At 30.8% G+C, this 25,145-nt stretch carries 26 protein-coding genes; 21 read left to right on the top strand and 5 right to left on the bottom strand.

Annotation, left to right across the window (positions count from 1 at the left end; genetic code table 11):
• Nucleotides 1–97 precede the first annotated feature (97 nt).
• Nucleotides 98–988 carry a DUF72 domain-containing protein gene (locus ACU4C5_RS13665; protein ID WP_446844767.1) on the top strand — a complete coding sequence of 297 codons (891 nt, stop codon included), beginning with the start codon at nt 98–100 and terminating at the stop codon, nt 986–988.
• A complete protein-coding gene (locus ACU4C5_RS13660; RefSeq protein ID WP_446846461.1) occupies nt 988–1,374 on the top strand; it encodes an acyl-CoA thioesterase in 387 nt (128 codons plus the stop codon). Before ACU4C5_RS13665 ends, ACU4C5_RS13660 begins: the two co-directional genes overlap by 1 nt.
• A gap of 86 nt (nt 1,375–1,460) precedes the next feature.
• Here ACU4C5_RS13660 and ACU4C5_RS13655 read toward each other — a convergent pair whose 3' ends face one another.
• The 4 genes from ACU4C5_RS13655 to ACU4C5_RS13640 all read right to left on the bottom strand — a co-directional run bounded on the left by ACU4C5_RS13655 (nt 1,461) and on the right by ACU4C5_RS13640 (nt 5,996).
• Complete coding sequence (locus ACU4C5_RS13655) at nt 1,461–3,272, bottom strand: T9SS type A sorting domain-containing protein (RefSeq protein WP_446844766.1); 1,812 nt, start codon at nt 3,270–3,272, stop codon at nt 1,461–1,463.
• 220 nt (nt 3,273–3,492) lie between these two features.
• Nucleotides 3,493–4,728, bottom strand: coding sequence for a mechanosensitive ion channel family protein (locus ACU4C5_RS13650; RefSeq protein ID WP_446844765.1), 1,236 nt, complete (start codon nt 4,726–4,728; stop codon nt 3,493–3,495).
• Nucleotides 4,728–5,018 (bottom strand): DUF3817 domain-containing protein, encoded by a 291-nt coding sequence (locus tag ACU4C5_RS13645; protein ID WP_446844764.1) that lies wholly within the window; start codon nt 5,016–5,018, stop codon nt 4,728–4,730. Before ACU4C5_RS13645 ends, ACU4C5_RS13650 begins: the two co-directional genes overlap by 1 nt.
• A 153-nt stretch (nt 5,019–5,171) precedes the next feature.
• Complete coding sequence (locus ACU4C5_RS13640; RefSeq protein ID WP_446844763.1) at nt 5,172–5,996, bottom strand: OmpA/MotB family protein; 825 nt, start codon at nt 5,994–5,996, stop codon at nt 5,172–5,174.
• Between the two features lie 423 nt (nt 5,997–6,419).
• Between ACU4C5_RS13640 and ACU4C5_RS13635 the strand changes: the two genes are divergently transcribed.
• The 17 genes from ACU4C5_RS13635 (at nt 6,420) to ACU4C5_RS13555 (ending at nt 23,197) form a co-directional block, all read left to right on the top strand.
• Nucleotides 6,420–7,430, top strand: a complete 1,011-nt coding sequence (locus tag ACU4C5_RS13635) for an LLM class flavin-dependent oxidoreductase (RefSeq protein ID WP_446846459.1) — start codon at nt 6,420–6,422, stop codon at nt 7,428–7,430.
• A gap of 354 nt (nt 7,431–7,784) precedes the next feature.
• A complete protein-coding gene (locus ACU4C5_RS13630) occupies nt 7,785–8,642 on the top strand; it encodes a hypothetical protein (RefSeq protein ID WP_446844762.1) in 858 nt (285 codons plus the stop codon).
• Between the two features lie 130 nt (nt 8,643–8,772).
• Nucleotides 8,773–10,212 (top strand): TlpA family protein disulfide reductase, encoded by a 1,440-nt coding sequence (locus ACU4C5_RS13625; RefSeq protein WP_446844761.1) that lies wholly within the window; start codon nt 8,773–8,775, stop codon nt 10,210–10,212.
• 51 nt (nt 10,213–10,263) lie between these two features.
• Entirely contained in the window at nt 10,264–10,470 is a 207-nt protein-coding gene (locus ACU4C5_RS13620) for a hypothetical protein (protein ID WP_446844760.1), read from the top strand.
• A gap of 246 nt (nt 10,471–10,716) precedes the next feature.
• A complete protein-coding gene (locus ACU4C5_RS13615) occupies nt 10,717–11,322 on the top strand; it encodes a Crp/Fnr family transcriptional regulator (protein ID WP_446844759.1) in 606 nt (201 codons plus the stop codon).
• A gap of 36 nt (nt 11,323–11,358) precedes the next feature.
• Nucleotides 11,359–11,937, top strand: a complete 579-nt coding sequence (locus ACU4C5_RS13610) for an NAD(P)H-dependent oxidoreductase (RefSeq protein ID WP_446844758.1) — start codon at nt 11,359–11,361, stop codon at nt 11,935–11,937.
• Nucleotides 11,938–12,018: 81 nt separating this feature from the next.
• The gene (locus ACU4C5_RS13605; protein WP_446844757.1) at nt 12,019–12,618 is read left to right on the top strand and encodes a hypothetical protein; all 600 of its coding nucleotides are present in this window, start codon (nt 12,019–12,021) and stop codon (nt 12,616–12,618) included.
• A gap of 372 nt (nt 12,619–12,990) precedes the next feature.
• Nucleotides 12,991–13,497, top strand: coding sequence for a GNAT family N-acetyltransferase (locus tag ACU4C5_RS13600; protein WP_446844756.1), 507 nt, complete (start codon nt 12,991–12,993; stop codon nt 13,495–13,497).
• Between the two features lie 327 nt (nt 13,498–13,824).
• A complete protein-coding gene (locus ACU4C5_RS13595; RefSeq protein WP_446844755.1) occupies nt 13,825–14,253 on the top strand; it encodes a VOC family protein in 429 nt (142 codons plus the stop codon).
• A 187-nt stretch (nt 14,254–14,440) separates the two neighbouring features.
• Complete coding sequence (locus ACU4C5_RS13590; RefSeq protein ID WP_446846458.1) at nt 14,441–15,022, top strand: MiaE family protein; 582 nt, start codon at nt 14,441–14,443, stop codon at nt 15,020–15,022.
• Between the two features lie 396 nt (nt 15,023–15,418).
• Entirely contained in the window at nt 15,419–16,120 is a 702-nt protein-coding gene (locus ACU4C5_RS13585; RefSeq protein WP_446844754.1) for a hypothetical protein, read from the top strand.
• A 320-nt stretch (nt 16,121–16,440) separates the two neighbouring features.
• Complete coding sequence (locus ACU4C5_RS13580; protein ID WP_446844753.1) at nt 16,441–17,307, top strand: aldo/keto reductase; 867 nt, start codon at nt 16,441–16,443, stop codon at nt 17,305–17,307.
• A gap of 47 nt (nt 17,308–17,354) precedes the next feature.
• Nucleotides 17,355–17,822, top strand: a complete 468-nt coding sequence (locus ACU4C5_RS13575) for a type II secretion system protein GspG (protein WP_446844752.1) — start codon at nt 17,355–17,357, stop codon at nt 17,820–17,822.
• Nucleotides 17,823–18,104: 282 nt separating this feature from the next.
• Entirely contained in the window at nt 18,105–18,917 is an 813-nt protein-coding gene (locus ACU4C5_RS13570) for an alpha/beta fold hydrolase (protein WP_446844751.1), read from the top strand.
• 656 nt (nt 18,918–19,573) lie between these two features.
• Nucleotides 19,574–21,184, top strand: a complete 1,611-nt coding sequence (locus ACU4C5_RS13565; RefSeq protein WP_446844750.1) for an oleate hydratase — start codon at nt 19,574–19,576, stop codon at nt 21,182–21,184.
• A 189-nt stretch (nt 21,185–21,373) separates the two neighbouring features.
• Nucleotides 21,374–22,303, top strand: a complete 930-nt coding sequence (locus ACU4C5_RS13560; RefSeq protein WP_446844749.1) for a Dyp-type peroxidase — start codon at nt 21,374–21,376, stop codon at nt 22,301–22,303.
• A 243-nt stretch (nt 22,304–22,546) separates the two neighbouring features.
• A complete protein-coding gene (locus tag ACU4C5_RS13555; protein WP_446844748.1) occupies nt 22,547–23,197 on the top strand; it encodes a hypothetical protein in 651 nt (216 codons plus the stop codon).
• A gap of 190 nt (nt 23,198–23,387) precedes the next feature.
• On the opposite strand, the gene ACU4C5_RS13550 is transcribed toward ACU4C5_RS13555, so the two are convergent.
• Nucleotides 23,388–24,002 carry an FMN-dependent NADH-azoreductase gene (locus tag ACU4C5_RS13550; protein ID WP_446844747.1) on the bottom strand — a complete coding sequence of 205 codons (615 nt, stop codon included), beginning with the start codon at nt 24,000–24,002 and terminating at the stop codon, nt 23,388–23,390.
• 119 nt (nt 24,003–24,121) lie between these two features.
• On the opposite strand from ACU4C5_RS13550, the gene ACU4C5_RS13545 reads away from it, so the two are divergent.
• Together ACU4C5_RS13545 and ACU4C5_RS13540 are read left to right on the top strand one after the other, a co-directional pair.
• On the top strand, nt 24,122–24,487 hold the full coding sequence (locus tag ACU4C5_RS13545; protein ID WP_446844746.1) for a winged helix-turn-helix transcriptional regulator: 366 nt from the start codon (nt 24,122–24,124) through the stop codon (nt 24,485–24,487).
• A gap of 155 nt (nt 24,488–24,642) precedes the next feature.
• Nucleotides 24,643–25,023: a hypothetical protein gene (locus ACU4C5_RS13540; protein WP_446844745.1), complete on the top strand. Its 381-nt coding sequence runs from the start codon at nt 24,643–24,645 to the stop codon at nt 25,021–25,023.
• The last annotated feature ends 122 nt before the right edge of the window (nt 25,024–25,145 follow it).

Raw genomic sequence — 25,145 nt, 5'->3', positions numbered from 1 at the left:
TTGATATTGTTTTCATTTATAGATTTATTACTTTTTTTAATGTTGATAGCGTGTCTGTAAAAAGTGAAACAAGTATCTTTGGTTAAAATCCAAAAGCATGAAGTTTGGAAGCGTTATTAATCCAGCACATATTAAATTCACATTACCTCAAGATGCTATAGGTACTCAAAAAGTACTACAAAATAGAGTAGGAGATAGCGCTATAAAAATACATGTAGGTTGTGCCAAATGGAACCGTGCAGAATTAAAAGGATTTTATCCAAGAGGTACTAAAGATGAGTTAACATATTACGCCAAACAGTTTAATGCGATTGAGCTTAACGCTACATTTTATAATTTATTTTCTGCGGAACAATTTTCAACATGGTGTCAGAAAACACCCAAAGGATTTAAGTTTTTTCCAAAGATTCCAAAAATAGTGAGTCATGATCGGCAATTAAAACACACAGATGAGTTTATAGTGTCTTTTTTGGAGCACATTTCAAATTTAAAAGAAAAGTTAGGTACTGTATTTTTACAAATGCATGAAAGTTTTTCACCAAATCAATTTGAGACGGTAGTTGCTTTTATTAAAAATTGGCCTAAAAATAGTCCTCTAGCTATTGAGTTTCGTGATGCTAATTGGTTTAATGATGACGTTATTGCTAGAGAGTTGTATGCTATTATGGAAACTCATAATGTCGCAAATGTAATTGTAGATACCGCAGGAAGACGCGATTTATTGCACATGCGACTTACAAATTGCACTGCATTTGTAAGGTTTGTAGGCGCCAATCATGAAAGTGATTATACTAGGTTATCCCAATGGGTAACCCGATTAAAAACATGGAAAGCACAAGGTATTACTGAAATTAATTTTTTTGTACATCAGAATATTGAAAAAGAGTCACCATTGCTTTCTGCATATTTTATAAAAGAATTAAATAACGCTTTAGGTTGCGATTTAAAAATCCCTAACCAAACAGCACAACACACATTATTTTTATGATGAGATTTCACACACGTAAATGGGTAAAACCAGAAGATTTAAACCCTAACCAATCATTATTTGGAGGGCAATTGCTAGCTTGGATAGATGAAGAAGCGGCTTTATATACTATTATACAATTAGAAAACTCAAAGGTTGTTACTAAATATATCTCTGAAATTAATTTTATGAGTTCTGCAAAACAGGGTGATATTATTGAAATTGGTATTGATGTTTTAAAATTTGGTAGATCATCTTTAACGTTAAAATGTGAAGCGCGTAATAAAATGACTCGCGAAACGATACTTACTGTAGATAATATTATTATGGTAAATCTTGGTGAAGACGGTAAACCAGCGCCACACGGAAAAACAGAAGTAGAATTTGTAAGAGATAGATTGCAATAAGCATAGGGTTGACTTTAAAACACAAAAAAGGTGAATTCTAATTAAAGAATTCACCTTTTTTGTGCCTTATAACTCGTTCAAAAAATTTATTTTTTAACAATTAATTTATGAGTAAATATTGTATTTGTATCTAACGATTTAATTAAATAGATACCGTTACTTAGTGTGTTTATATTTATAGATTTAGTTATATTAACTTCTGTATCAAAAGTTAATACCGTTTGACCTAATAAGTTTAAGACCACAAATTGAGTTGCTTTAGCCGAGGTAATAGATACATGCGTATTTGCAGGATTTGGGTAAATTGTAACTGAAGGTGTTTCATTTATAGTAATTGTACTTAAAGTGTTTATTTCATAACATTCAGATTGAATAGAACCTCCGCTTTTGTAGATAGTTACTTTGTATTCTCCTGCTTCTGTTGGTGTGTAAGATTGGCTGTTGGCATTGTTAACGGGGATTTCTTCATTACAATTAGACCATCTATAAGTAGCATTACTTTCGGTAGCGGTAAGTATTCCATTACTTTCTGTGATTGCATTATTAATTGTAAGAAGACTTAAAGTAACTTCAGTTACAGGGCTTTCACATTCTTCAATTGTTTGGCTTACATAATATGTTCCTGCTTCAATTGTATTTTCATTATTTATATCAATAGCAGTACCTCCTGTTTCTATTGTATAATAATTATATCCTGTTTCAGCTAATATAGAGTATGGCATTTCGCTAAAAAAATAAGCTCCAGTAATTATTTCAACACTAGATCCTACACATACTCCTTCTGAGGCAACCCACCCTGTTAAAGGCGCTGTAGTACTTGTTGTTACATTTAAGTTTGTAGCAATAATAAAAGTTTCTCCATCTTCTTCTTGAGGAGGGACAGTTAGTATCCATTGAGTGCCATCAAAAGTGATGAGACCGAAACTTTGTCCAATTAAACTGCTTATTTGTACATAGGCTTTTTTGTCATTAACAATTCCATTTTCCATATAAACACCACTCAAAAAGAGGCAATCAAGGATAGAAGGCTCGTATAAGTTTAGAGTAAGATAGCTAATTATTGGAGTTTCACAGTTTAAAACGGGAGTGATAGCAATGGTTGTATTACTATTAAAATATGTAGCAGAAATGTCATAGCCAGGTGTATCTTCAAAACTCCATTTTGTTCTATCATTAATAAGTGCTCTAATATCATCGGCATTACCTGATAAAGTTCCTGTATAACGCCCATTGTCATTCTCCGATGAAAATTCCAATATTGGAGCAGGGTATAAGTGTACTGCGTTTTCACCGTTTGTTAAGCCAGGTGCAATTCCAGAGGCATTAGATCCTGTAGATATTGAGCCTTCTGTTGTATAATCGGAAGCACATGGTGTACCATTATACCAACCTTGAGGACCATCGCAATCTGTATTATGGGCATAATTATCATCGGTATAAATACCTGCTAAAAACGTAGCGTTATTAGCTGTAGGCATAGGACCAGTAGTACTTTGGTAAGCAAATAAAACATCACCACTAGGTATGAGAGAGAAGCCTCCAAAGTTTGTAGCCATAGATATTGTTCCTACGGTGGTTGTTAAAATATTTTCTGTATTCGTTTCGGTTATAGTTACGATGGTTCCAATTGAAGCACCAGTTGATGGTGCTGTCCATGCATAGTGTGCGTCTGCGGTGTTGTTGTGCCAATGATTAAATGCTACAGACCAACTATGATCAGTAAAATAGATAACCTCATTAGCAGGAATATCTGTAAGGGTAATAAATGTAAATCCATCGGGAGCGTCTTGGTGAAAGCCTATAAAAGCAATATCCCCAGCAGATAGGTTTTGCGCAATATTAAGCTGTGTCATAAAACAAATCATTATAGTAATGATGATGTGTAGAGGTTTTTTCATATTTAAATGTGTTAGGTTTTGATTAATAGATTATATCGTGAGCAAAACTAATATATTATGTGTGTTTTTTACTATTAAAATTGATAAAAAACGCAAATAATCGGATAATAATGCATTTAGTCGGTGTTATTTTTGGTTTTTGCTGAAGTTGTTTATACATAAAAAAGGTGAATTCTAATTAAAGAATTCACCTTTTTTATGTTATTACCTGTATACTAAATTATAATTTCCCGCTAGGTAACTCAAAATTTTCTAGATCGAAATAAGGAATAGCAGCTAATGAGTGGTCAAAAATATCAGACATGATATACTCGTAGTTTTCCCAACGTTTATCTTTACTAAAGGCGTAAATTTCTAACGGAATACCTTGAGGCGTTGGAGCTAACTGACGTGTCATAATAGTCATGTCTTTATTAATGGCCGAATGATTTTCAATATAAGTTTGAATATACTTTCTAAAAACGCCTAGGTTAGTTAGGTTTCTACCGTTAATTAAGACGTCTTTATTGATGTTGTTTTCAGAATTAAAAGAATTAATATCTTTCTGTTTGGTATTTAAATAATCTGTAATTAACTGGATGTCTTTAAGAGACTCAATGCGTTCTTCCGAAAGGTATTGAATACTAGAGGCTTTAATAATTAAAGAACGTTTAATACGTCGTCCGCCAGAATTACTCATGCCTCTCCAGTTGGTAAATGCATCAGAAATTAGTGCATAAGTAGGAATATTGGTAATGGTTTTATCGAAATTTTGTACTTGTACGGTATTTAGGTTAATTTCAATAACATCACCATCGGCACCATATTTTTCCATAGTAATCCAATCGCCAATCCGTATGGTATCGTTTACTGCAACTTGAATACTGGCTACAAATCCAAGAATAGTATCTTTAAAAATAAGTAGTAATACTGCTGATGCAGCTCCTAATCCTGTAAAGAAATTAAGTAATGGGATATTTGTGATCACTACAAAACAAAGGGCAATACCTACAACCCATACTACAATCATAACAACTTGTATGTAACTGTCAATAGGTTTGTCTTTTAGACTAGGGAGTGTTTTGAAATAGGATTCGAAGGTTTTTAATACACTGCGTAAAATCCATATAAATAAGAGTATCCCGTATATTTTGATGAGTACTTCAATAGGGTTTTCAAAATGAGGGAAATCTGCAAATACAATTGGAAACAGCTTTAAGGTAATCATTAAAGGCACAAGGTGTGCAATGTTTCTTGGTGCTTTATGCGAAATAAGTAGATCGTCGAAGTTGGTTTTAGATTTCCCGGCAAAGTTAGAGAATAGCTGTAAAATTATTTTACGTGTTATAAAATCAGTGATTGCAATAATCACTATAAGAAACACTAATAATATTAGCATATTGAGGTATGACGCTGTGTTTTCCGGTAGGTTTAAACTAAGCAAATGATCGTAAAAGTAATGTTGGTAGTTTTTCACTAGGCTACAGGTTTTAGGTATTTATGATCAATATAAAAAGTTCCGAAAGGGAGTAGAGAAGCTATTAGTACAATAGCTGTTGTAGCGGCATTCCATTTTAGTTTTTTCACTAATAATAAAGCTAAAATTACGTAAGCAATAAACAGTAAGCCATGTGGCATTCCTAATAGTTTTACATAAGTGTCATCTTCGTAGAATTTTTTAATAGGCGTAGCTATAAATAGTAATAATATGTAAGAAATTCCTTCTAAAAGGGCAACAACTCTAAAAACTTTAAATATTGAAAACATAGGCTTTATTTTAAGTCTACAAAAATACCATACATGTTAAGATTAGTCTAATTTTTAACGGATTATTTAACTATTTCTACCTTGAAAAATGCCCATAAAAAAGTCCGTTCTCTTTTTAGAAAACGGACTAATACTTAATTGATGTTATTGGTATTATTCTTTACTCATTAAAGCAAAAAACTTATCTATATTAGGTAAGATTACAATACGCGTTCTTCTGTTTTTAGCTCTATTTTCGCTTGTAGCGTTATCAGCTAAAGGTTTGTAAAAACTACGTCCTGCAGCAATTAATTGCTCTGGCGCTACGCCAAAATCGTTTTGTAATTTTTTAACTACAGATGTGGCACGTAATACACTTAAATCCCAGTTATCTTTTATAGCAGCTGTGTTTTTAAAGGTTTGGTTATCGGTATGTCCTTCAACCATAATATCTAAACTTTCTTCAGATTTTATAACCTCTGCAATTTGAGCTAAGATTTTATCTGCTTTAGCGCTTACTCGGTAACTTCCTGAATTAAATAACATTTTATCAGAAATAGAAATCATAACTACAGTTTCTTCAATATTAATTGAAATATCGTCGTTTTCGTTAATTCCTTCAATAGTATGCGTAAGGTTGTAAGATACTGCGGCATTCATTGAGTCTTTAAGTGTTTTTGCATTCATAAGATATGCAGGTGGCACTTGCTTTAATGTTTCTCGCATTTTAGATTTAGTATCTTCAGACATTACTGTACCGTCTGTTTGTACTAACTGTGCATTGGAAGTTTTGGTAAGCGCATTTATTTTAGAATTATAATCTGCCACGCGGTTTTCAATAGCCGAAAACTTAGCTTCAAGATCTTCTTTCTCTACGATTGTTTTTGTTAATTCACTTTTTAACTGTCCGTTGTCTTCTGCTAATGCAGTGTATTTTTTCTTAGATACACATGAGCTTAAAACTACTGCTGAAACTAAAATTATTGCTGTATTCTTCATATTCATTTTGTTGATTTGTGATTTAATATAGTTACGCACAGTAATAGAAATTAGATCATATTCGTTTTTAAAAAAGGTGATATTTAATGATTTTCAGTTGTTTTTTATAGTTATAACCTTTTTGTAGTAAGCGGTTTATCTATTGCTGTGAAAAAAACATAAAATCTTTATAAAAAACGTCTGTTAGTTATCGTTTTAGGTCTGTTTGCTTCTTTTTTGTGAGTGGATTATCGCCTTTAATTTTGTTTTTAAGATGAAAAAACAGGCGCTCTAGTTCTGTTTGAAGCGGTTATGTTTATGAGGTTTATTATCTGTATTTTTTTTAACTTTTTAGAAGAGAATTTTCACATATAATATAGTTTTGTTTGTAATCGACTGTCTATTTTTGCAGTATTATATTTACAATTTACAGCTTATATTATGATGAATACAATGCCTCTTTATTCGATATTAGATTTAGCTTTAGTTTCCGAAGGACAAACTTTAACGCAAACTTTTAATGACACTTTAGCGTTAGCGCAACATGCTGAAAGTTGTGGTTACACGCGTTACTGGTTGGCTGAACATCATAATTCGGCTAATATTGCAAGTAGTGCGACTTCAGTTTTAATAGGTTATGTGGCGGCAGGAACTCATACCATTAAAGTTGGATCGGGAGGGGTAATGCTGCCTAATCATTCGCCGTTAATTATTGCCGAACAATTTGGAACTTTAGGGTCGCTATATCCAAACCGTATTGATTTAGGTTTAGGGCGCGCACCAGGAACAGATCAGGCTACAGCCCAAGCCATACGATCAGATTTTATGCAAGCCGCACAATCGTTTCCAAGAGAATTGGAATCTATACAGCGTTATTTTTCTACTGAAAATGCAACCGCACAAGTACGTGCAACCGTTGCCGAAGGTGTAAATGTGCCTGTTTATATTTTAGGCTCTAGTACAGATAGTGCACATTTGGCGGCCAAAAAAGGATTGCCTTATGCTTTTGCAAGTCATTTTGCAAGTACGCATTTAATGGAAGCGATTTCTATATATAGGAAAGAGTTTGTAGCGAGTTCTGTATTAGATAAACCTTATGTAATTGCTGGTGTGAATGTGATTATTGCAGATACCGATGCTCAAGCGCAGGCCTTATCTACATCTTTAATAAGAATGATTGTTGGCTTGTTTACCGGAAAACGAGCTAAAGTGCAACCGCCAATTCCTATGAATGCTGAACTTGAAGAAATTATGAAACATCCTCAAGTCGCACAAATGTTAAAGTATTCGTTTATTGGGAGTAAAGCTACTGTAAAAAAACAAATACAAACATTTATTACCAATACGCAAGCTGATGAACTAATTGCAGTGGCTAATATTTATGCCATAGCAGATAGAAAGCGCTCTTACGCATTATTTGCGGAAATTATGGAGGAATTAAAATTGGAGGAGTAGATTAATATGTAAGTACGGACTATGTACGGACTATCCATGGAGTATCTACGGAGTATCTACGGGATATCTATGGCGTATCTATATGGTGACTTTAATTTGTCTTTGATCTCAAAGAATTAGCTGTGTCAATACAGCCTCTGGTTGTTATAGGTAATAATTTCTTATCCCTAAATTAGAGCTACGTCTATTTAGGACGTTTTTTATATGTTTATTGATTTTTAAAATATTTTTCGTAAATTAGTGCAATCGTCTAATTACTAGATGATAACTCCTCCTTTTGAATTGTTTTTATAGCATTTAAAGTAAGCCATGTGCTTATTAATTATAGATGTCTAATTTTTAAAAACTTTACAAATGAAAAACCTTCTAATTTTATTATTCCTTTTAAGTTATTCAAGTTTATTTTCACAAGATAATGATGACAACGTTTATTATTTAACCCGCACTATTAGTTTACCAAGATACGATATTGATAAAGCGACTACAATGGATGATTCTATGTCAATTATAGCTCAAAAAGATTGGCGTTTTGTGATAGATCATTCAGATGCTAATGGCGTTATTATTCGTTTCTTGAAGTGGAAAAAAGGTAACTCTAAAAACATAACTGTTTATGCAACTATGAGTAGTGTAAAAGTTGGTGATTCTGAGAGGAATAAGACGCCTTCTAATGACACAGTATTAATTGAGCAGATCAACTATTATTACTTATCTAATGCCGATCATGAAAATCACTATAAAGTGTATGTTAATGAAAACCCTAGGTTAAGTTTTGTAACAGGCGCTATTACTGTACCTATTAAAATAAGACCAGGAAGTGATGCTGTAGATGATGAAGGTAATAAATTACGCCCTTTTGATTTTACAGGTGATGTTAATATTGGTTTATCTGTAGGTTTAAGATTTAGGGTCGACTCAAAAGGAAAAAGTTTTATAATCCCTTCAGTAGGTATTAATCTTACCTCGGTGAGTATTGATGAAACAACAGTTAAAAATGATATTATTTCATCTAAAACAAACGCATCTTCATTAACTCCTTTTGTGGGTTTAATTGGTGAGTATGACGATTTCCAAATTGCAGCTTTAGTTGGCTGGGATCGCTTATCTGGTAAGATGGGAGAAAACTGGATGTATCAAGGTAAACCTTGGTTTGGGATTGGCTTAGGTTATAATGTATTTAATACGAGTAATAATACGCCCGCTAAAAATTAATTACCCTTTACCTTTTTAATGATTAAGTTTTCTAGTGTGCTTTATGCGGTATTAGAAAACTTTTTCTTTTAATAGCCATGTGTATTGGTGTTTAGCTTTTTTTAGTATATTACAGATTCAATCAATCTTTATGAAAAAAGCCTTTTATTTATTAAGTATTATAATGCTGTCATCTTGCGCCAAAGAAGAAAAGCAATATGCCGAAATCACTCTAAACTTAGATAATACCCCTTTTATTGTGGTTAAAAATCCTTTAGATGATGTTTACATCCGGGATATGAAAAATGATACAATTTATCCTAATGAAAATAATGAATTTTTATTCAGAAAAGAAATAAGTAAACCGGAGTATGTGTCAGTTAAGATTGGTAAGGAAGGATTAAAAAGTATATTATTTCCAAATAGTAAAATTGAAATTGCTTATATAGATTCTGCTTTTGTTTTTAAAGGAAAAAATGAAAAAGGAATGCATTTATTTAATGCGTTTAAGCGGCCTTATTTTGATGTTAACGAATCAAGAAATTATATATCAGACACCACATCTTACCTTATTACACAAAAAATAAAAACACAAAAAAGTGCAGAGTTAAGTAAACTCCAAAATCTGATTGATAGCACTCAAATTGAAGAAAGATTTGCTGAAATTTTAGAAGATGAAATAAACTATTTCTACGCCTTAAAAACACAAGATATAATTTTAGATAAGCAATATGGAAACTCATCTATTAATGAAGAATTACTTGAGTTATTTAATAAAACTATTGAAAATTACCCGTTAGAGAATGATTATAAAACCAGTAGGTGGTTGGATTATGCTGATAATATATTGCTAAATATGCCTAAGTTTAAAATAATGGCAGAAGGTTCAATTACGCGAGATTCTACTCAAAAATGGTATAAAAATGATAAATTATATCCGTTTAAATATGATATAATTAAAACATATAAAAACCCTGTAATAACAGAAAAAGTATTAGCTAACTTTATTATAAATGCTTCAAAACAAAGAAATTTTGAAAGTAGTTTAGTTACTCTCTATAAAGATTTTAAAAGCAGATATCCTAATAGTGTTTACACAAGTTATCTTGATACTGAAATTAAAGTTATTGAAGATTATTATCAAAAAATTTCAGGTGAAATGCCTAGTAGTGTTAAGTTTATAGAAGGTGAAAACATTTTTAAATTAGAAGATCTTTTAAGTCAGCTTAAAGGTGAAAAATATTACATAGATATTTGGGCGACTTGGTGCGGACCATGTAAAGGCGAGTTTAAATATAACAATCAGCTCAATGCGCTATTAAAATCTAAAGGTTACAAAAAGCTGTATATTTCATTAGATAAAGCAGATTTTGAAGACAAATGGAAACAAGGCATTAAATATTACGATTTAAACGGTTTACATATGTTAGCGAATAACGATTTTTTTTCACATTTTGCCATGAATCATTCTACTTATAAAGGCGGTGTTAGTATTCCTCAATATTTAATTGTTGATGAAAAGGGTGCTATTGTAACTAATAATGCGCCAAGACCAAGTGAATTAGAAGCACTTGAAAAGGTTCTTAATTAGTGTTGCTTCTTAAATTATAAATTTTTTGAGTGTAAAGCGATATCTGTAAATATGAAAAACCATAAAGTGTTAATTGCAATTATTTTATCAGTTGTAACGTTGTCTTTATTTGCGCAAACCGAGCCTGTTTGTGTTAATGATAACGGATTTAATTCTGTTTTTCAGGATTTAAAAACAGGAAGCTTTAGCGGAAATATAAATAGTGTTTTGATCGTGAAAGATGCTCAAAATATACCGTTGTGGTTTTTTATTTGTTAAAAGAACCTATAAACTCTAATCTAATAAAAGCGTAACAAGATGACTGTTATTAATTTCGCTTCCTGTGACTTATGAGGATCTAATACATAATATACAGATGTCATTTAGTAATATTTTACCTTTTACAGATAAGCATAACAATCTTTTTTTTATAATAGTTATATTAGTGCTAGTAAACCTAAAAAGCAGCGCTAGTACTTTGTTTTTTTTGAGGTTATAAAATATGTAATACATCAACAAATTAAGTTGGCAGTAATAAAAAAAATGAGGAACTACTTACAAGCATTTAATATTCTAACCGAAAATGAGATAGACCTTTTTGAAAGCAAGGTTAAGAGCAAGAAATTAAAGAAAGGTGATTTTTTTATCAAAGAAGGCAGAATATCTAAAGAAATAGCATTTGTGGTTTCTGGATTGTTTAGGTCATTTTATTACTCTTCCTCAGCAGAGGAGGTTACCTATTGTTTTACCTTTTCAAATACGTTTGTAAGTGCTTACTCTTCTTTCTTGTCTCAAACTAAAACTATAGAAAACATTCAAGCTTTAACAGCTATAGAGTTATTAACGATATCAAGAGAAGAGATTTTAATATTAGAGCAATCAAGTGCAAATTGGCTAAGATTTTTCAAATTAATAGCTGAACAAGAATACATTAAAATGGAAAAAAGGGTGTTTTTGTTGCAAAAAGAATCCGCAGAAAAGAAATATAAAGATTTACTTCTAAATCAACCTGAATATTTACAATCCATTCCTTTGCATTTTTTGTCTTCATATTTAGGTATTACCCAAAGGCATTTAAGTAGAATAAGAAAAACAATTACGAATGAGACAAATGTCCTTTTAAAAAAGTAACGAAGTATTGTTCTTTGCATAAAACAAAGAATAATTATGAAAAAAATACTAATCATTAATGGACACCCAGATACAGAGAGCTTTAATTACGGAATATCAAGTGCATATGTAAAAGGTGTTGAAAAAACAGATGCAATAATATCTCAAATTAATATTACGGAATTAGAATTTAATCCTAATCTCAAATTTGGTTATCGAAAGCGAATGGAATTGGAGCCTGATTTAATTTTAGCCATAGAAAAAATTAAAAAAGCCGATCATATTGTTTGGGTATTTCCAATGTGGTGGTACAGTTACCCAGCTATAATGAAAGGATTTATAGACAGAATATTCTTACCAGGAATTACATATCAGCCTATTGAGGGAAAGGCATTACCTGAAAAACTTTTAAAAGGAAAATCAGCACGATTGATAATTACAGCAGATACGCCAAAATGGTATGATTTTTTAATTATGAAAAGCCCTGCTATTAATCAATTTAAAAAAGGAACATTAGAATTTTGCGGTGTAAGTCCTGTAAGAATAACTTATATTGCTTCAATAAAAAATTCAACTTTGGGTTTTAGAGAAAAGTGGTTGAAAAAAGTAACATTGTTAGGCGAAAGCGGAAAATAATTACTGTCACTAACATACTGATATGAAATCACACAGCTAGCCGGTGCATGAATATGTAATAAATCATTTAAAAACAAACCTATGAACACCATAAAAGCCGTAATTATATTATCAATTTTCTTCATTATTTTTTCTTGTAAAGAGAATGATAAAACAAAATCAAAAGATTCTATTTCGACTAAAATTCAAACACAGGAAAAATTAGCTGAAGATATTGACAAGCTAGTGTTAACTGAAAGTGCTTTGGGGCATTTAAAACTAACAAAAAGAATGTCTGTTGAAGAATTAAAAATTAAAGCGTCTTTTACTAACCTTACTGTAACCAAAAATGTTGGAGCACAAGATGGGCCAAATTATTTTTATTACAAAATAGGAACAGAAGCAATATTAACAACACCAGATACTGAAAACGAAATATTATCTCAATTGTTGATTAAAGAGAATTCAAATGTGTCTGATATATATGGCGTTAAATTAGGAATGACTTATATTGATGTCAATAAAAAGCGTTCAAACATGAGTATTTCTACTGAACATTATCATATTTATTTGCGTAAAGAAGGTTCAAATATTGCATACGAAATGTCATTAGGAAATTATGACGGTCCAGATAAAGAAGAATATTCAATAGATGATATTAAAAACTCTAATTCTAAAGTCATTTCAATTATTTGGGAGTAAAAAACGACCTGTATTATGGCAAAAATGGAAACCAAACCAAATTAATTTATACAGAAAAAAATAATCCTGTAGTTATTGAATTTGAATACGAATCTGACAGCCAGAATAACTGGATTAAGCAAATAAAATTTGTAAAAGGAAAGAAACTATACGTTTGGACTCGGGAGATTGAATATTTTGAATGATATATAAGCTTAAGAGGTGTATAATTAATCACCTGTTTATGGGAACCCTCACGGCATTTTATGTTCGGTTTTTATTTGCTAACTTACGTGCTTGATCACGCCACTAATCATACACAAAAACGTTGGTTTTCATTTCCTAGAAAGGGATTACATATCGAAAAAACTAAATGATGAAATAATTTGACTTATGTTTAAAACAGATAGATTAAGATTTAAAATATTGAATTCTAAATATGAAAAAGATTTAGAAAAATTACTTTGTGAAAATCATCTCGTAATGAAAACAACCCTAAAAGGGAGAGTTTTTACTACAGAAGAGTTTAAAAAAATAATAAAACAAGATTTCATTAAGTCAAAGAATGATAAAAGTGGTTTTTTGTGTGTAACATCTATTTCAGAAGATGTAATTATTGGAATTTCGGGATTATTAAAGTGTGACTACTTAAATAAAGATAATTATGAATTCGGATTTATTCTTAATGAAAATAATTGGGGAAAAGGTCTAGCTACAGAAATTGGCCAGTTTTGGTTGGATCATGCAAAAAACAACATGAATTTGACTGAATTAATAGCAGTTGTTAGTCCTGAAAACATAGCGTCAAGAAAAGTGCTAGAAAAATTGAATATGGAATGTGTCAGTGAATTGGAAACGAAAGAAAGAGGAAATAGATTAATATTTAGAAAACACATTTAAAGTAAAAAAATCAATACTGTATAAAGATAATGATTGTTTTTTTTTAGTTATTTAATGTGATCCTCTTGTGATTTCTATTCTAGTTGTTAACCATAAAAAAGCCATAGACAAAGATCTTGCAGTACATTTTGAGAGGCCGATATATTTAATAAGTAAAAAACTTAAAAGTGCAGATTGGCATTAATTAAGGAAAATATTATCTATAACTATTAAAAAAGTTACAGTCAAATTTAATAGCTACAACTCCGCAATTTTAGGTATATAAGCATATTGTTAGTAATTAGATAAAATTTAAAACATCCATTATAGGGAATTGACTAAATAATTATGAAAACAACAACATTTTTAACTTTTGTAGGTGACCAATGTGGAAAGGCTGAGGAAGCGATAAATTTTTACACTTCTATTTTTCCAAATTCTGAATTTAAAAACATAAAAAAATACTCAGAAGGAGAGCCAGGTGGTACACCTGAGCTAATTAAATATGGAGTATTTACACTAAATGGTACTGATTATATGGTTTCGGAAAGTAATTATAATCATGATTGGTCATTTACACCTGCAATTTCACTTTTTGTAAGTGACAGTTCTAATGAAGTGATACAAACACTTTTTGAAAAACTGTCTTCAAATGATGGTCAGGTAATGGTGCCTTTAATGGACTACGAAGGTGATGGAGATTACGGATTTGGTAAAAAATTTGGATGGTGTCAAGACAAATATGACATATCATGGCAACTTATACTTACTGAATAATTAATAACAAGCAAACCGTCTAAATAATTATCATCAAAGTTTAATCCTAATTAGGTGAAAATAATACTTTTAAGATCACTTTGTATTAGTATACCATTCATCACAATGCTACGATTAAAAACACTGTTGTAATTACAATTAAGTCTATTATAATTATCTTTACAAAAAAAAACAGTAAACCATGAGCATGCTTCACCTAAAACTAGAAACCGATCCTCGCTGGGTTACCATTGTAGAAAGTAATATTGAAGAAATACTTACCGATCATGCTTGGTGTGAACAAAAAGCAGCTACAAACGCCATTACTATCATTACTAATAACAGTGAGCATGAGGAACTGGTTACTGCTTTATTAGAATTAGCCAAAGAAGAGTTAGAGCATTTTCAAATGGTACACGATATCATTAAAAAACGAGGCTATACTTTAGGCCGCGAGCGTAAAGATCATTATGTAAACCAACTTTATAAGTTTATGAATAAAGGAGGAAACAGACAACAAAGTTTTGTGGACCGTTTGTTGTTTTCAGCAATGATAGAAGCACGAAGTTGCGAACGCTTTAAGTTATTATCGCAACGTATTAATGATCCAGAGTTATCTAAATTCTATTATGATTTAATGATTAGTGAAGCAGGACATTACACCACATTCATCACCTTTGCAAGACAATACGGAAAAGGAATTGATGTTGATAAACGTTGGCAAGAACTAGTCGCTTTTGAAGGCGAATTAATTAAAAGTTACGGGAAAAGTGAAACCATACACGGTTAAACACTTTGGTATATTAGCTGTTGTGTGTTATTAAATAGATGAAAAAATAACGATAAGAGTTATTTATAAAGAACTCCCACTATAATATTTAATACGCAAAAAATGATTGTGATGACACTTCATTCTGTTTAACATGTAAAAATGTAAAAAGTAAATATGTTATTGACCTTCACAATCAATTTTTAAAGGATATCCTTGAGATGTGTTAAACGTAGAAAACATCAAACACAGAACAGCGTCTCTTGTTTATTGCTAATCTTAAACTAATTACAAATCCTCACTAATTTTCTATTCTGTTTTTATTTACTAACTTAGGTGTTTAAACACGTAACTATCCATACACAAACATATTGGGCGTGCATTTTTAATGCGCTAACATAAATAAAAACTTAAATTATGAAAAAAATTATGTCATTATGTCTAACTATTTCTCTAATGAGTTGTAGTAGTGATAATATTACCCAATCCGCCAATCAAATTATTGAAAATGAACCTGTAAAAATGGTTTCCGAATTAAATAAATGGTATCAAAATGGCCATTCAGAATGGATAAATGGAGTTGCAGCAACTATTGAAACCACAAAAAGACACTTGTTATATTATTATGAAGGCGATACTCTTATTAATGGATTAGAATATAAAAAAATGTATTATAAACAACTAGATTCAATTTTTAGTCAACCTATTTCAGGAGGCTCAAATCAATTTGTATCAACATTTAATGATTTAAAATATATTAGTGCCATGCGACAAGATTCTGATATGGTTTATTACATAATGCGCAATCAAAATACAGAAACGTTATATGCCGATTATAATATTAATCTAGGAGATATTTTAAATTATAGATGGAATGCAAATGCAGCAACTGTTACTGAAATTGATTCAATAGAAATTGGTAGTAAATATCTTACAAGGTATAAGTTAAGCAATGACCAATACTTTTATGAAGGAATTGGAGCATCATATGGCTTGTTTAAAGACTGGAGTATAGGGTTTGAAGGCGGAAACTATTTAAGCTGTTTTAGATATGATACCGATAAAATAGGAATAGAGGAGGGGCATAATGCTCCAATTAATTACTGTCCGGAATATTAAAAGCTATATGGAAGAATGCACATGAAAAATATTGTTTTAGCTCTTACTTAAATAAGTTTGCGTGTTTATAATGTTTAATTGTCTTGCAGAAAATTCTCGACCACAAACGTGTTAATTTATGCCCATATTTATGATAAAAGATTTAGATGGTTTTTTGAGGATGCATATTTTTATGCTGAAATACTTCGGAACAATAGAGAAAATATAATTATTACTTATCTGTTTGTTGATAAACTAGAGGCTGTAATTCCTTCAAAATTAATACAACAAAAAAAGAATCTCAATATAGTTGATAAAGAGACGAAAATACAAAACCAAATATGCCTAACACATCAAAAATAATTATTGGCTGCATGACCTGGGGAAATTGGGGAAAGCAATTATCTACCAAAGCACAAACCGAAATGATTAAGTATTGTACAGAAAACGGCAATACAACTTTTGATCACGCAGATATTTATGGTGATTATACAAGTGAGCGAGATTTTGGAAAAGCATTTGCTGCAAGTGGTATTCATAGAGAAGACATTCAGTTAATTTCAAAATGCGGAATTCAACTTAAAGGTGGAACTAGAAACCCTAAAATAAAACATTATAATTATACTAAAGATTATATTATTTGGAGTGTAGAAACCTCTTTAAAAAATTTAAAAACAGATTATTTAGATACTTTTTTATTACACAGACCAAGTCCGTTAATGCAACCCAATGAAATAGCTGAAGCCATTACTTATTTGCAAGAAAGCGGAAAGATTATTGAGTTTGGAGTCTCTAATTTCACACCATCGCAAGTAGATTTGATTTCTGATAAAATTAAAGTTTCAGTAAATCAAATTGAGTTTTCACTAACACAACATCGTGCAATGCAAAATGGCAGTTTAGATCAAATGTTACAAAACACCATTCAACCAATGTCTTGGAGTCCGTTAGGCTCTGTTTTTAAAGCAGAAAACGAGCAAACTTTAAGAATAAAAAAAGTACTACAAATATTAACAAAAAAATATAATGTTACTGAAGATGTTATTCTTTTAAGTTGGATTTTAAAACACCCCGCTAATGTTTCTCCTGTTATTGGCACAACTAATAAAGCGCGCATTAAAAACGCCAATAAAGCATTGGATATTGAGTTAGAATTAGAAGATTGGTTTACACTTTTATCCGAAAGTCAAGGTCATGAAGTACCCTAAATAAATTATAAAAAAGCAACTAAAAATTATATTCATTACCAAACTAGATGATAGAATTAGTACTTTCAACATTAGCTGATTTCGGATTAATTCGTGAAGATTATAAACATCAAAAACGAATAAGTGAAAAGGAAAAAGTAGACGGCATTAAAAGACCGTTTCAGAAATACGTTATGCAACCAAGCGTGTTGTTGTTAGGTGCGTTTTTTGTGATTGTAGGCCTATGTGCAATACTATTTTTTACTTATCAAACAATTTCAATATTTCCTGATAAAACAAGAAAAGAAATAACACAAATGAGTGATAGGATGGGTGTTTGGCACAAAAGTTTAGGGGAATACCCAACAGATCTTAATAAATTAATAGGAAAAAGTCCTATAAGACAAGGTTGGGGAAAAGATGCTTGGAATAGAGATTATAAATTTACAATTACTAATAACGGAAAAGGGTTTTTAATTATATCGGCAGGTTTTGATGGGCAATTTGATACAGAAGATGATATTAAATCGAAATAAAAGAACGTTAAAAATAGAGATGCTTTATATTATTAGCTTGCTATGTATTGTTAATTATTTTACATTAGATAACTCTAGTATTATACCAAAACTTGTTGAGAAATCTAGTGAATTTAGATATCATGGATTTCTTGTGTTTTTTATTACAGGATTATTTAAATATGGATTATTAACAATTGGTATAAGTCTCTTTATAATTCTTAGTTACCTATTAATTAAAGAAAAAATTTCAAAGGATAATTAAAAAATGCTTTACTTAACGGCAGCGCAAACATTGATCACATGAAAAAAAAAATAGTAAGAATTGCTTCAAATTTATTTCCAAATCAAATAACCTCATTTGCTTACAATCAATTAACAAATCCACAAGTTAGAAAACTTCGAGATAACGAATTAGTTACATTAGAAAAAGCGGAAAAAGAAAAATATAAATTTAAAGATTTTGATATACAACTTTATACATGGAAAGGTGGTGACAAAAAAGTTTTTCTTATTCACGGTTGGGAAGGGCAAGCAGGGAATTTTTCAGACATAATTGAAAAACTTTTAATAGATGGATTCACCATTTATTCATTTGATGCACCATCACACGGTTTTAGTACTAAAGGACGTACAAGTTTATTTGATTTCACTGAATTAGTAGGTGTTTTAATCAAAAAATTTGACATTAAACTTTTAGTGAGCCATTCTTTTGGAGGGGTTGCGACAACTTACGCTTTATTTGAAAATCAAGATATTGAAATTGATAAATACGTATTAATTACAACTCCTGATAAGTTTATTGAAAGAATAGATGACGTTTCTGAAATGGTTGGCATCACTAATAAAGTAAAGAACCGACTGATTACTAGGTTGGATAGAGAAACAAATAATGGTGTTAAAAACTTAAATGTTAGTGAGTTTGTTAAATCTATAAATGTAAAAAAAGCTTTAATAATTCACGATGTTAATGACAAAGTAATACCTATTTCTCGTTCAAAGCATGTGCATCAAAATTGGTCTGCATCTGAATTTATGGAAATTGAAGGTACTGGACATTTTCGAATTTTAAGAACAAAAGAAGTTATAGATAAAATTATAGATTACTTAAATTAAACAAAAATCCTATTACTAGCAGGTATCAAAATAATTGTAGTTTGGTGCTTAATCAAAGGTGTTTATTTGTTTATCTGATCTGATTTTTATTCAGAAAATACTCGTATGAAAACTCGCAAACTGAAACCATTCATTTAAATATAAAAAGCTGTTTTTTAACTCTATAAAAAAACAAACAAAAGTGATAAAAGTCATATTTTTAATTGAAGTGCTGTCGTAGATTTACGTTAAGTGAATTAAAAATCCATACAAGAAACAAAGCTTATGGAAGACAGGCAGTATTCTAAAATATATCGAATAATTCTTTGGGTAACAGCTATCTTATTGCTAATCACTGTTTTTTTGCGATTAACATGGATGAAGCAATACATGTATTGAGTATTAGTTACTTGGTTGGATTTTTAATAATCCATATCGTTGGTGTATATATAGCTGAATTTACAAATCACAAAGAAATAATTTCAAGACTGATTAACGGCTATAAAAAATAATAAACCTTAAGCTATTATAATTGAGTGAATTATGTTTTTTTTTATTTTCACAAACATGATATATCATTTATAGCTAGTTTTAGTTTGCTTACTAAAAGGCATGAGGTTTTTATACTTGGTAATGTTAAATGAATTAAACTATTAATTAAAAAATTTATAAAAAAAATGAATGATTCTAAGATCTATTTAAACGGGTTAGGATTAGGTTCCCTATCAGCTGTAGTCTATTTAATTCAGAAAGTAGGCTTTAACCCTAAAAACATTCACATTTTCGAAAAAAACCCTGAAACCGATTTGGTTGGAGGGGCAATGGATGCAGCTGTTAAAATGATTAACGGCAAACCTGTATACATTATGCGAGGCAGTCGTATGTACGAAGACAAAGTATATGGCTGCACCAAAGAACTATGGTCATTAATACCTTATGATGAACTAGGATCTTGCTTAGATGATTATGAGCGTAACCGAGAAGAATGTAGTATTGACACTGTGGTTAGACTATTACATGCAAATGGTGAGAAAGATACGGGACATGATCTTGGATTAGGTGCTACTGAAGCTATTCAAATGGCTCGATTGATAGAAATACCAGAATCTAAGATCCCAGCAGATGCTAAAATCACTGATTATTTTAGTGAAGATTTTTTCAAGAGTAATTACTGGTACATGTGGCGTGCTCTTTTTGCTTTTCAGCCATGGCACTCTGCGATAGAAATGAAACGTTACATGAAACTATTCTACCATCGTATGTCTGATATGGAGAAAATGACCTCTTTAGAGCGTACACGTTACACCAACTATCATTCGTTCATTCTACCTGCGATTAAACTCATAACAAAAAAAGGCGTTCAAATACATTATAATACTTGTATTACAGATGTAGATTTTAAAGAAAGTGATGATAAACGTTGGATAGAACGTTTGCACTTAAAAAATGGGGAAGGGAAGGCCTTAGATTCTATTGAGGTTAGACTGCAAGATAAAGCGTTCTTAACAATAGGCTCAATAGTTTCAAATCACTCTTATGGTTCTCATGATGCACCTGTATCTACAACACTTGTAGAAAAACCAGGTGAAGCTTATGAGTTATGGCAAAACATAGTAGCAAAACAAGCAGATCTTGGTCGACCAGACCGCTATTTACGTGACGTTTCACTTTCTAGAATGATGCACTTTACAGTCACTTTTAGAGGTAACCTTTTTGAAAGAAAATTCCAATGGTTAGTTGAACGACAAATGGGAAGACAAAGTCCTTTGCCGTTAACACAATCTCCATGGATAATGCACGTACATACTTACCGCCAACCTTTTTTTCCTGGTCAAGCGGCAGATACTTGTGTGATTTGGGTTTCAGCATTAGGTGAAGACAAGCTTGGTCAATTTGTAAAAAAGCCAATGTACGACTGTACTGGGAAAGAAATTTTAGAAGAACTATTAGGACATTTGTGGGGAGATCTAGATGAAGATGAAAAAAATGAACTTCTTGAAACATCTTATTGTGTACCTTGCAGATTACCTTACGGAATTTCTCAATTTTTACCTAGAACTGAAGGTGACAGACCTCCGGTTGTACCTAAAGGCTCGCAAAATTTTGCACTCTTAGGGCAATTTGTTGAAATACCAGATGGGATAGTTTTTACGACGGAATATAGTGTTCGTGGAGCGATATTGGCCATTAACAAATTAGTTGACTCGTCTATAGAACCTCCTAAAATGTATTTTGGTCAGCATCACATATGGGATAACTTAAAAAATGCCAAAGCTATTTTAGGTTAAAAATTTAATTAAACGGATAGAATTATTCAACTTGTACTCTTTATAAAAAGGGATATAAAAAACAGGCGAAATACTAGTAAATTCAAAGGTTTCAGACCGAGAGTAAAACACGTTGTAATCGCCTGTTTTTCATAGACTAATAAACGTTGCGAGTAATTATAATAAAGACAGCACTTCAAATAAATAACAATGAATTTAGTACACAAAACTCAAGAAGGATTACTTTCAGACCCAACACCGTTTGTGGAATACTTGACTTTAGAATTAAAACAGGATAAATATGAGGCAGTAACAGTTTCAGCCATAATAGATGAATTTTTAAAAATATCTAAATCTATTGGTCAAAAAGACACCACTGCTATAATGACTGTAACCATTGGGTTTTCATTAAAGGGATGGACTTCTTTATTTCCTCATGCGCCAATACCAAATGAATTACATCCATTTATTGAGCTTAGGTCAGGAGATAGGCACTTTCCATCAACTCCAGGAGATATATTTCTGATGGTAAAATCTATGCGAATGGATTTAAACTACCAAGTTTCAAAATACCTGCTTTCTACGTTTAAGCCAATAGCAGATGCAATTCAAGATATTCAGGGGTATAAGTATTTGGATGATAGAGATTTAATTGATTTTGTAGATGGAACAGAAAATCCAAAAAATATTGAGCGTGCTAAAGCTGTAATTATAGACTCCGAGCCTTATGTTGGAGGGAGTTATCTTGTTGTGCAACAGTATTTTGACAAACAAGAAAAATGGGATGCATTAACTACCGAATATCAGGAAGGAGTGATAGGGAGAACAAAAATGGATGACATTGAAATTGCAGACGACAAAAAACAGCCTTATGCTCACAACGTAAAATCTAAAGTAGAGATTGACGGGGTAGAAATTAAAATGCTAAGACAAAATAGACCTTTTGGAAATGCAATGGAGCATGGAACTATGTTTATTGGTTTTGCGAAGACTGCAAGTGTAATTGAAACATCGCTAAAACAAATGATAGAGCCAGGTGAAAAAGGGCATCACGATAAACTCTTAGATTTTGTAACTGCAAAAACCGGAGCGCTGTATTTTGTTCCACCACAAAGTTTCTTGGATGACATGAGTCGTTAATTTAATAAATTACATTGTTCATCTTTTCTTAATCCATTTCAAACAATCAGCATAGTCACCTAAAATTAGGTTTTGGATAACTGCCGAAAAAAATATTTACTAAATAAAACACGTTGAGTAACAAAGTACTGTGATGAAAAACAAGTAAAAGTTTATTAATAGCTAACAAAAACAGTAGGAGCGACTCCCTAATTATTATTTACTAAGGATATTCATAATGTTGTAAAACATTTGAGAAAAACAATGAGAAAACTAATTATCATATTAATTCTGATTTTCATAAGTTGTTCATCAGACAAGAAAAATAGTCTTACGGAACAATTTAAGTTTTTAGAACCAAAATTTGAGTCAGAAGTAAAATTAGATTTTTCAAAAAATGGAATTGATTTAATTGAAGATTTTGAAAATCAAATTCAAAAAGATTTTTGTGAATCAAGTCATTATATAAATGGACTGATAACAAAAAATAAAGAAGAATTATCTTTTCCTTTAGTCGTTTATAAATATTGTGGAGCACTTACACATTTTAGAAATAGAATATCAGTTATTATAAATGCGAATAATGAAGTTTTAATTGACCAAGAGTTTGTTACAAAATCTACTGATAATCTTAAAATCAATCTTGTAAAAGCTACCAAAAACTTATTTGAAAGTGAGAATAAAAAAAACATAGTGTATTTACTAGAATGGGATACTAAAGTAAGTTCTCTAAAAATGACTGACAGGTTTCTTGAAATATTTTCTGCAACAAAAGTAATTATGAATAATCTATCATTAGAAAAATATGGAAAAGAAGTAAGCACTCTAAACGAATACGAATTGAGTGAATTAAAAAAAGAATATAACCCAATGATAGGAATTGAACAAAGTACTATTATTTTTATGCCTGAATAAAAACATTTTACAATACGGAATAAAAATAATTAGGGCTTAGTGCTTAATTAAATCTGCTACTAATCATACACATTAGGTGTAATTCCCTATTCAGAGCCCGAGATTAATTACTTTTTAACAAAACAACAGACTGAAAAGGGAAACACTTAATTAACGTATTGCTATTTCTGTAACTTAATGTTAATTCAAATTAATACCATTTATCACTTACCTCTTTAATTTCTTCTTTTGCATCCGCTATCATTTGTTCAGATTTGTCTGCATACTGTATCATACCAAACTTATTGATAGCTTGAGCAGGAATCCCAAGAAAATCAAAAGCAGTTATTAAAAAAGGCGTTGCAAAATTAACACTCTTATAAGGTTCCATTCCAAAATCACTTCCACTTGTCATTAATATCAAAGCTTTTGTGTTTTTACAGAATCCTTGAATACCAGTTTCTGTATATCCAAAAGTTTTTCCAGCCTGTATAACAGCATCAAACCAAGCTTTAACTGTTGCAGGAACTGAAAAATTGTACATGGGAGTGGCTAAAACAACAAAATCTGTGTCCAATAATTGTTGCATCATTTTATCATTTTTAGCTAAAACGTTCTGTTGTTTATCAGTAAGTTCTACACCACCAAAATTTCTATTTACATAAAGATTCAAGTTTTCTTTTAATAATAAATCTGGAGCTTCTTCTGCTAAATCAACAAATGTTATTTCTGTTTTTTCTTTATTGTTTTTTATAAAGAAATCAAGCATTTTTTTTGTGTTAGAATTATCTCTTGGAGTGTAACTTAAAACTAGTGTTTTTTTCATTTTAATATTCTTTTATTATTATGGACAAATTTATGCTAAATTTGCTATACAAAGTATACTACTATACTAAAGTATATCGGTATACTTAAGTATAGCAACTTATTAAGATAAATGTAATAATGGACAAGAAAAAGAATGAGATGGATGTATATACACCAACAGAATGTAAAAAATTTATTCTTCCTGTTCGAGATGTTATCGATATAATTGGGGGTAAATGGAGATTACCAATTATTATAGCTCTTTCTTTTAAAATTCATAGATTTAAAGAATTAGAACGCCAAATTGAAGGCATAACCCCAAGAATGTTGTCCAAGGAATTAAAGGAGTTAGAAATAAATGGATTAATAAACAGAGAAGTATTTAACGCTATGCCTGTTACTGTTGAATATAGCCTTACAGATTACGGAAAATCATTAGATAAAGTAATTGAAACAATGAGAGATTGGGGATTATCCCATAGAGACAAAATAAGAAATGAATAAAAACGATGCCTAACATCATATATCATTTATTACTTTTTCAGGTCTACTTACGAAAGTCTTTACGGACTAAATTAATCGGGAATTATTTGCTAAATTAGTAGTTTAACCAGGTAACTAGTCGTGCACAAACACTTAGTTATTTACGCAAAAAGAAAATGAGAAATATAATAGTAACTTTTATTTTATTGACAAGCGGAGTTTTATATGCTCAAAAAACGGACAGTCTGAAATTAAATCAGATTTATCAAAAAATTAATTCAATAAAATATTCGGAATCGGATTTTGTAAAAATGCAAAAGTATTTTAGCGAGAATTCCGAATTACACAAAAAGATTTCTAAAAAATCTAAGCGAGGAGATGAAAACGCCACTAAACTTCTTAAAATTCTATCCCTTAAATACAGCAAAGCAAATGAAGAATTCGGAGAACAAGAAATTAAAGTTTTAATACATTCTTATTATATGTCAATAGAAATTCAGGAAAAATTTAATAAGCTGAATTTGGAATTGGACACAAAACTTGACAGCTTAAAATAGTAAAAGGATTTTTTAAAAAAATATCAGATTCTGAATACACGAATGAGTTTGTGAAAATAACTAAATGGAATGTAGAAAAGCTATATTTTGTTATTTGTATTTGCCGTCTTTACAACTTCTCT

The sequence above is a fragment of the Lacinutrix undariae genome, from assembly GCF_052934785.1.
This window is presented reverse-complemented; position numbering and strand designations above follow the sequence as displayed.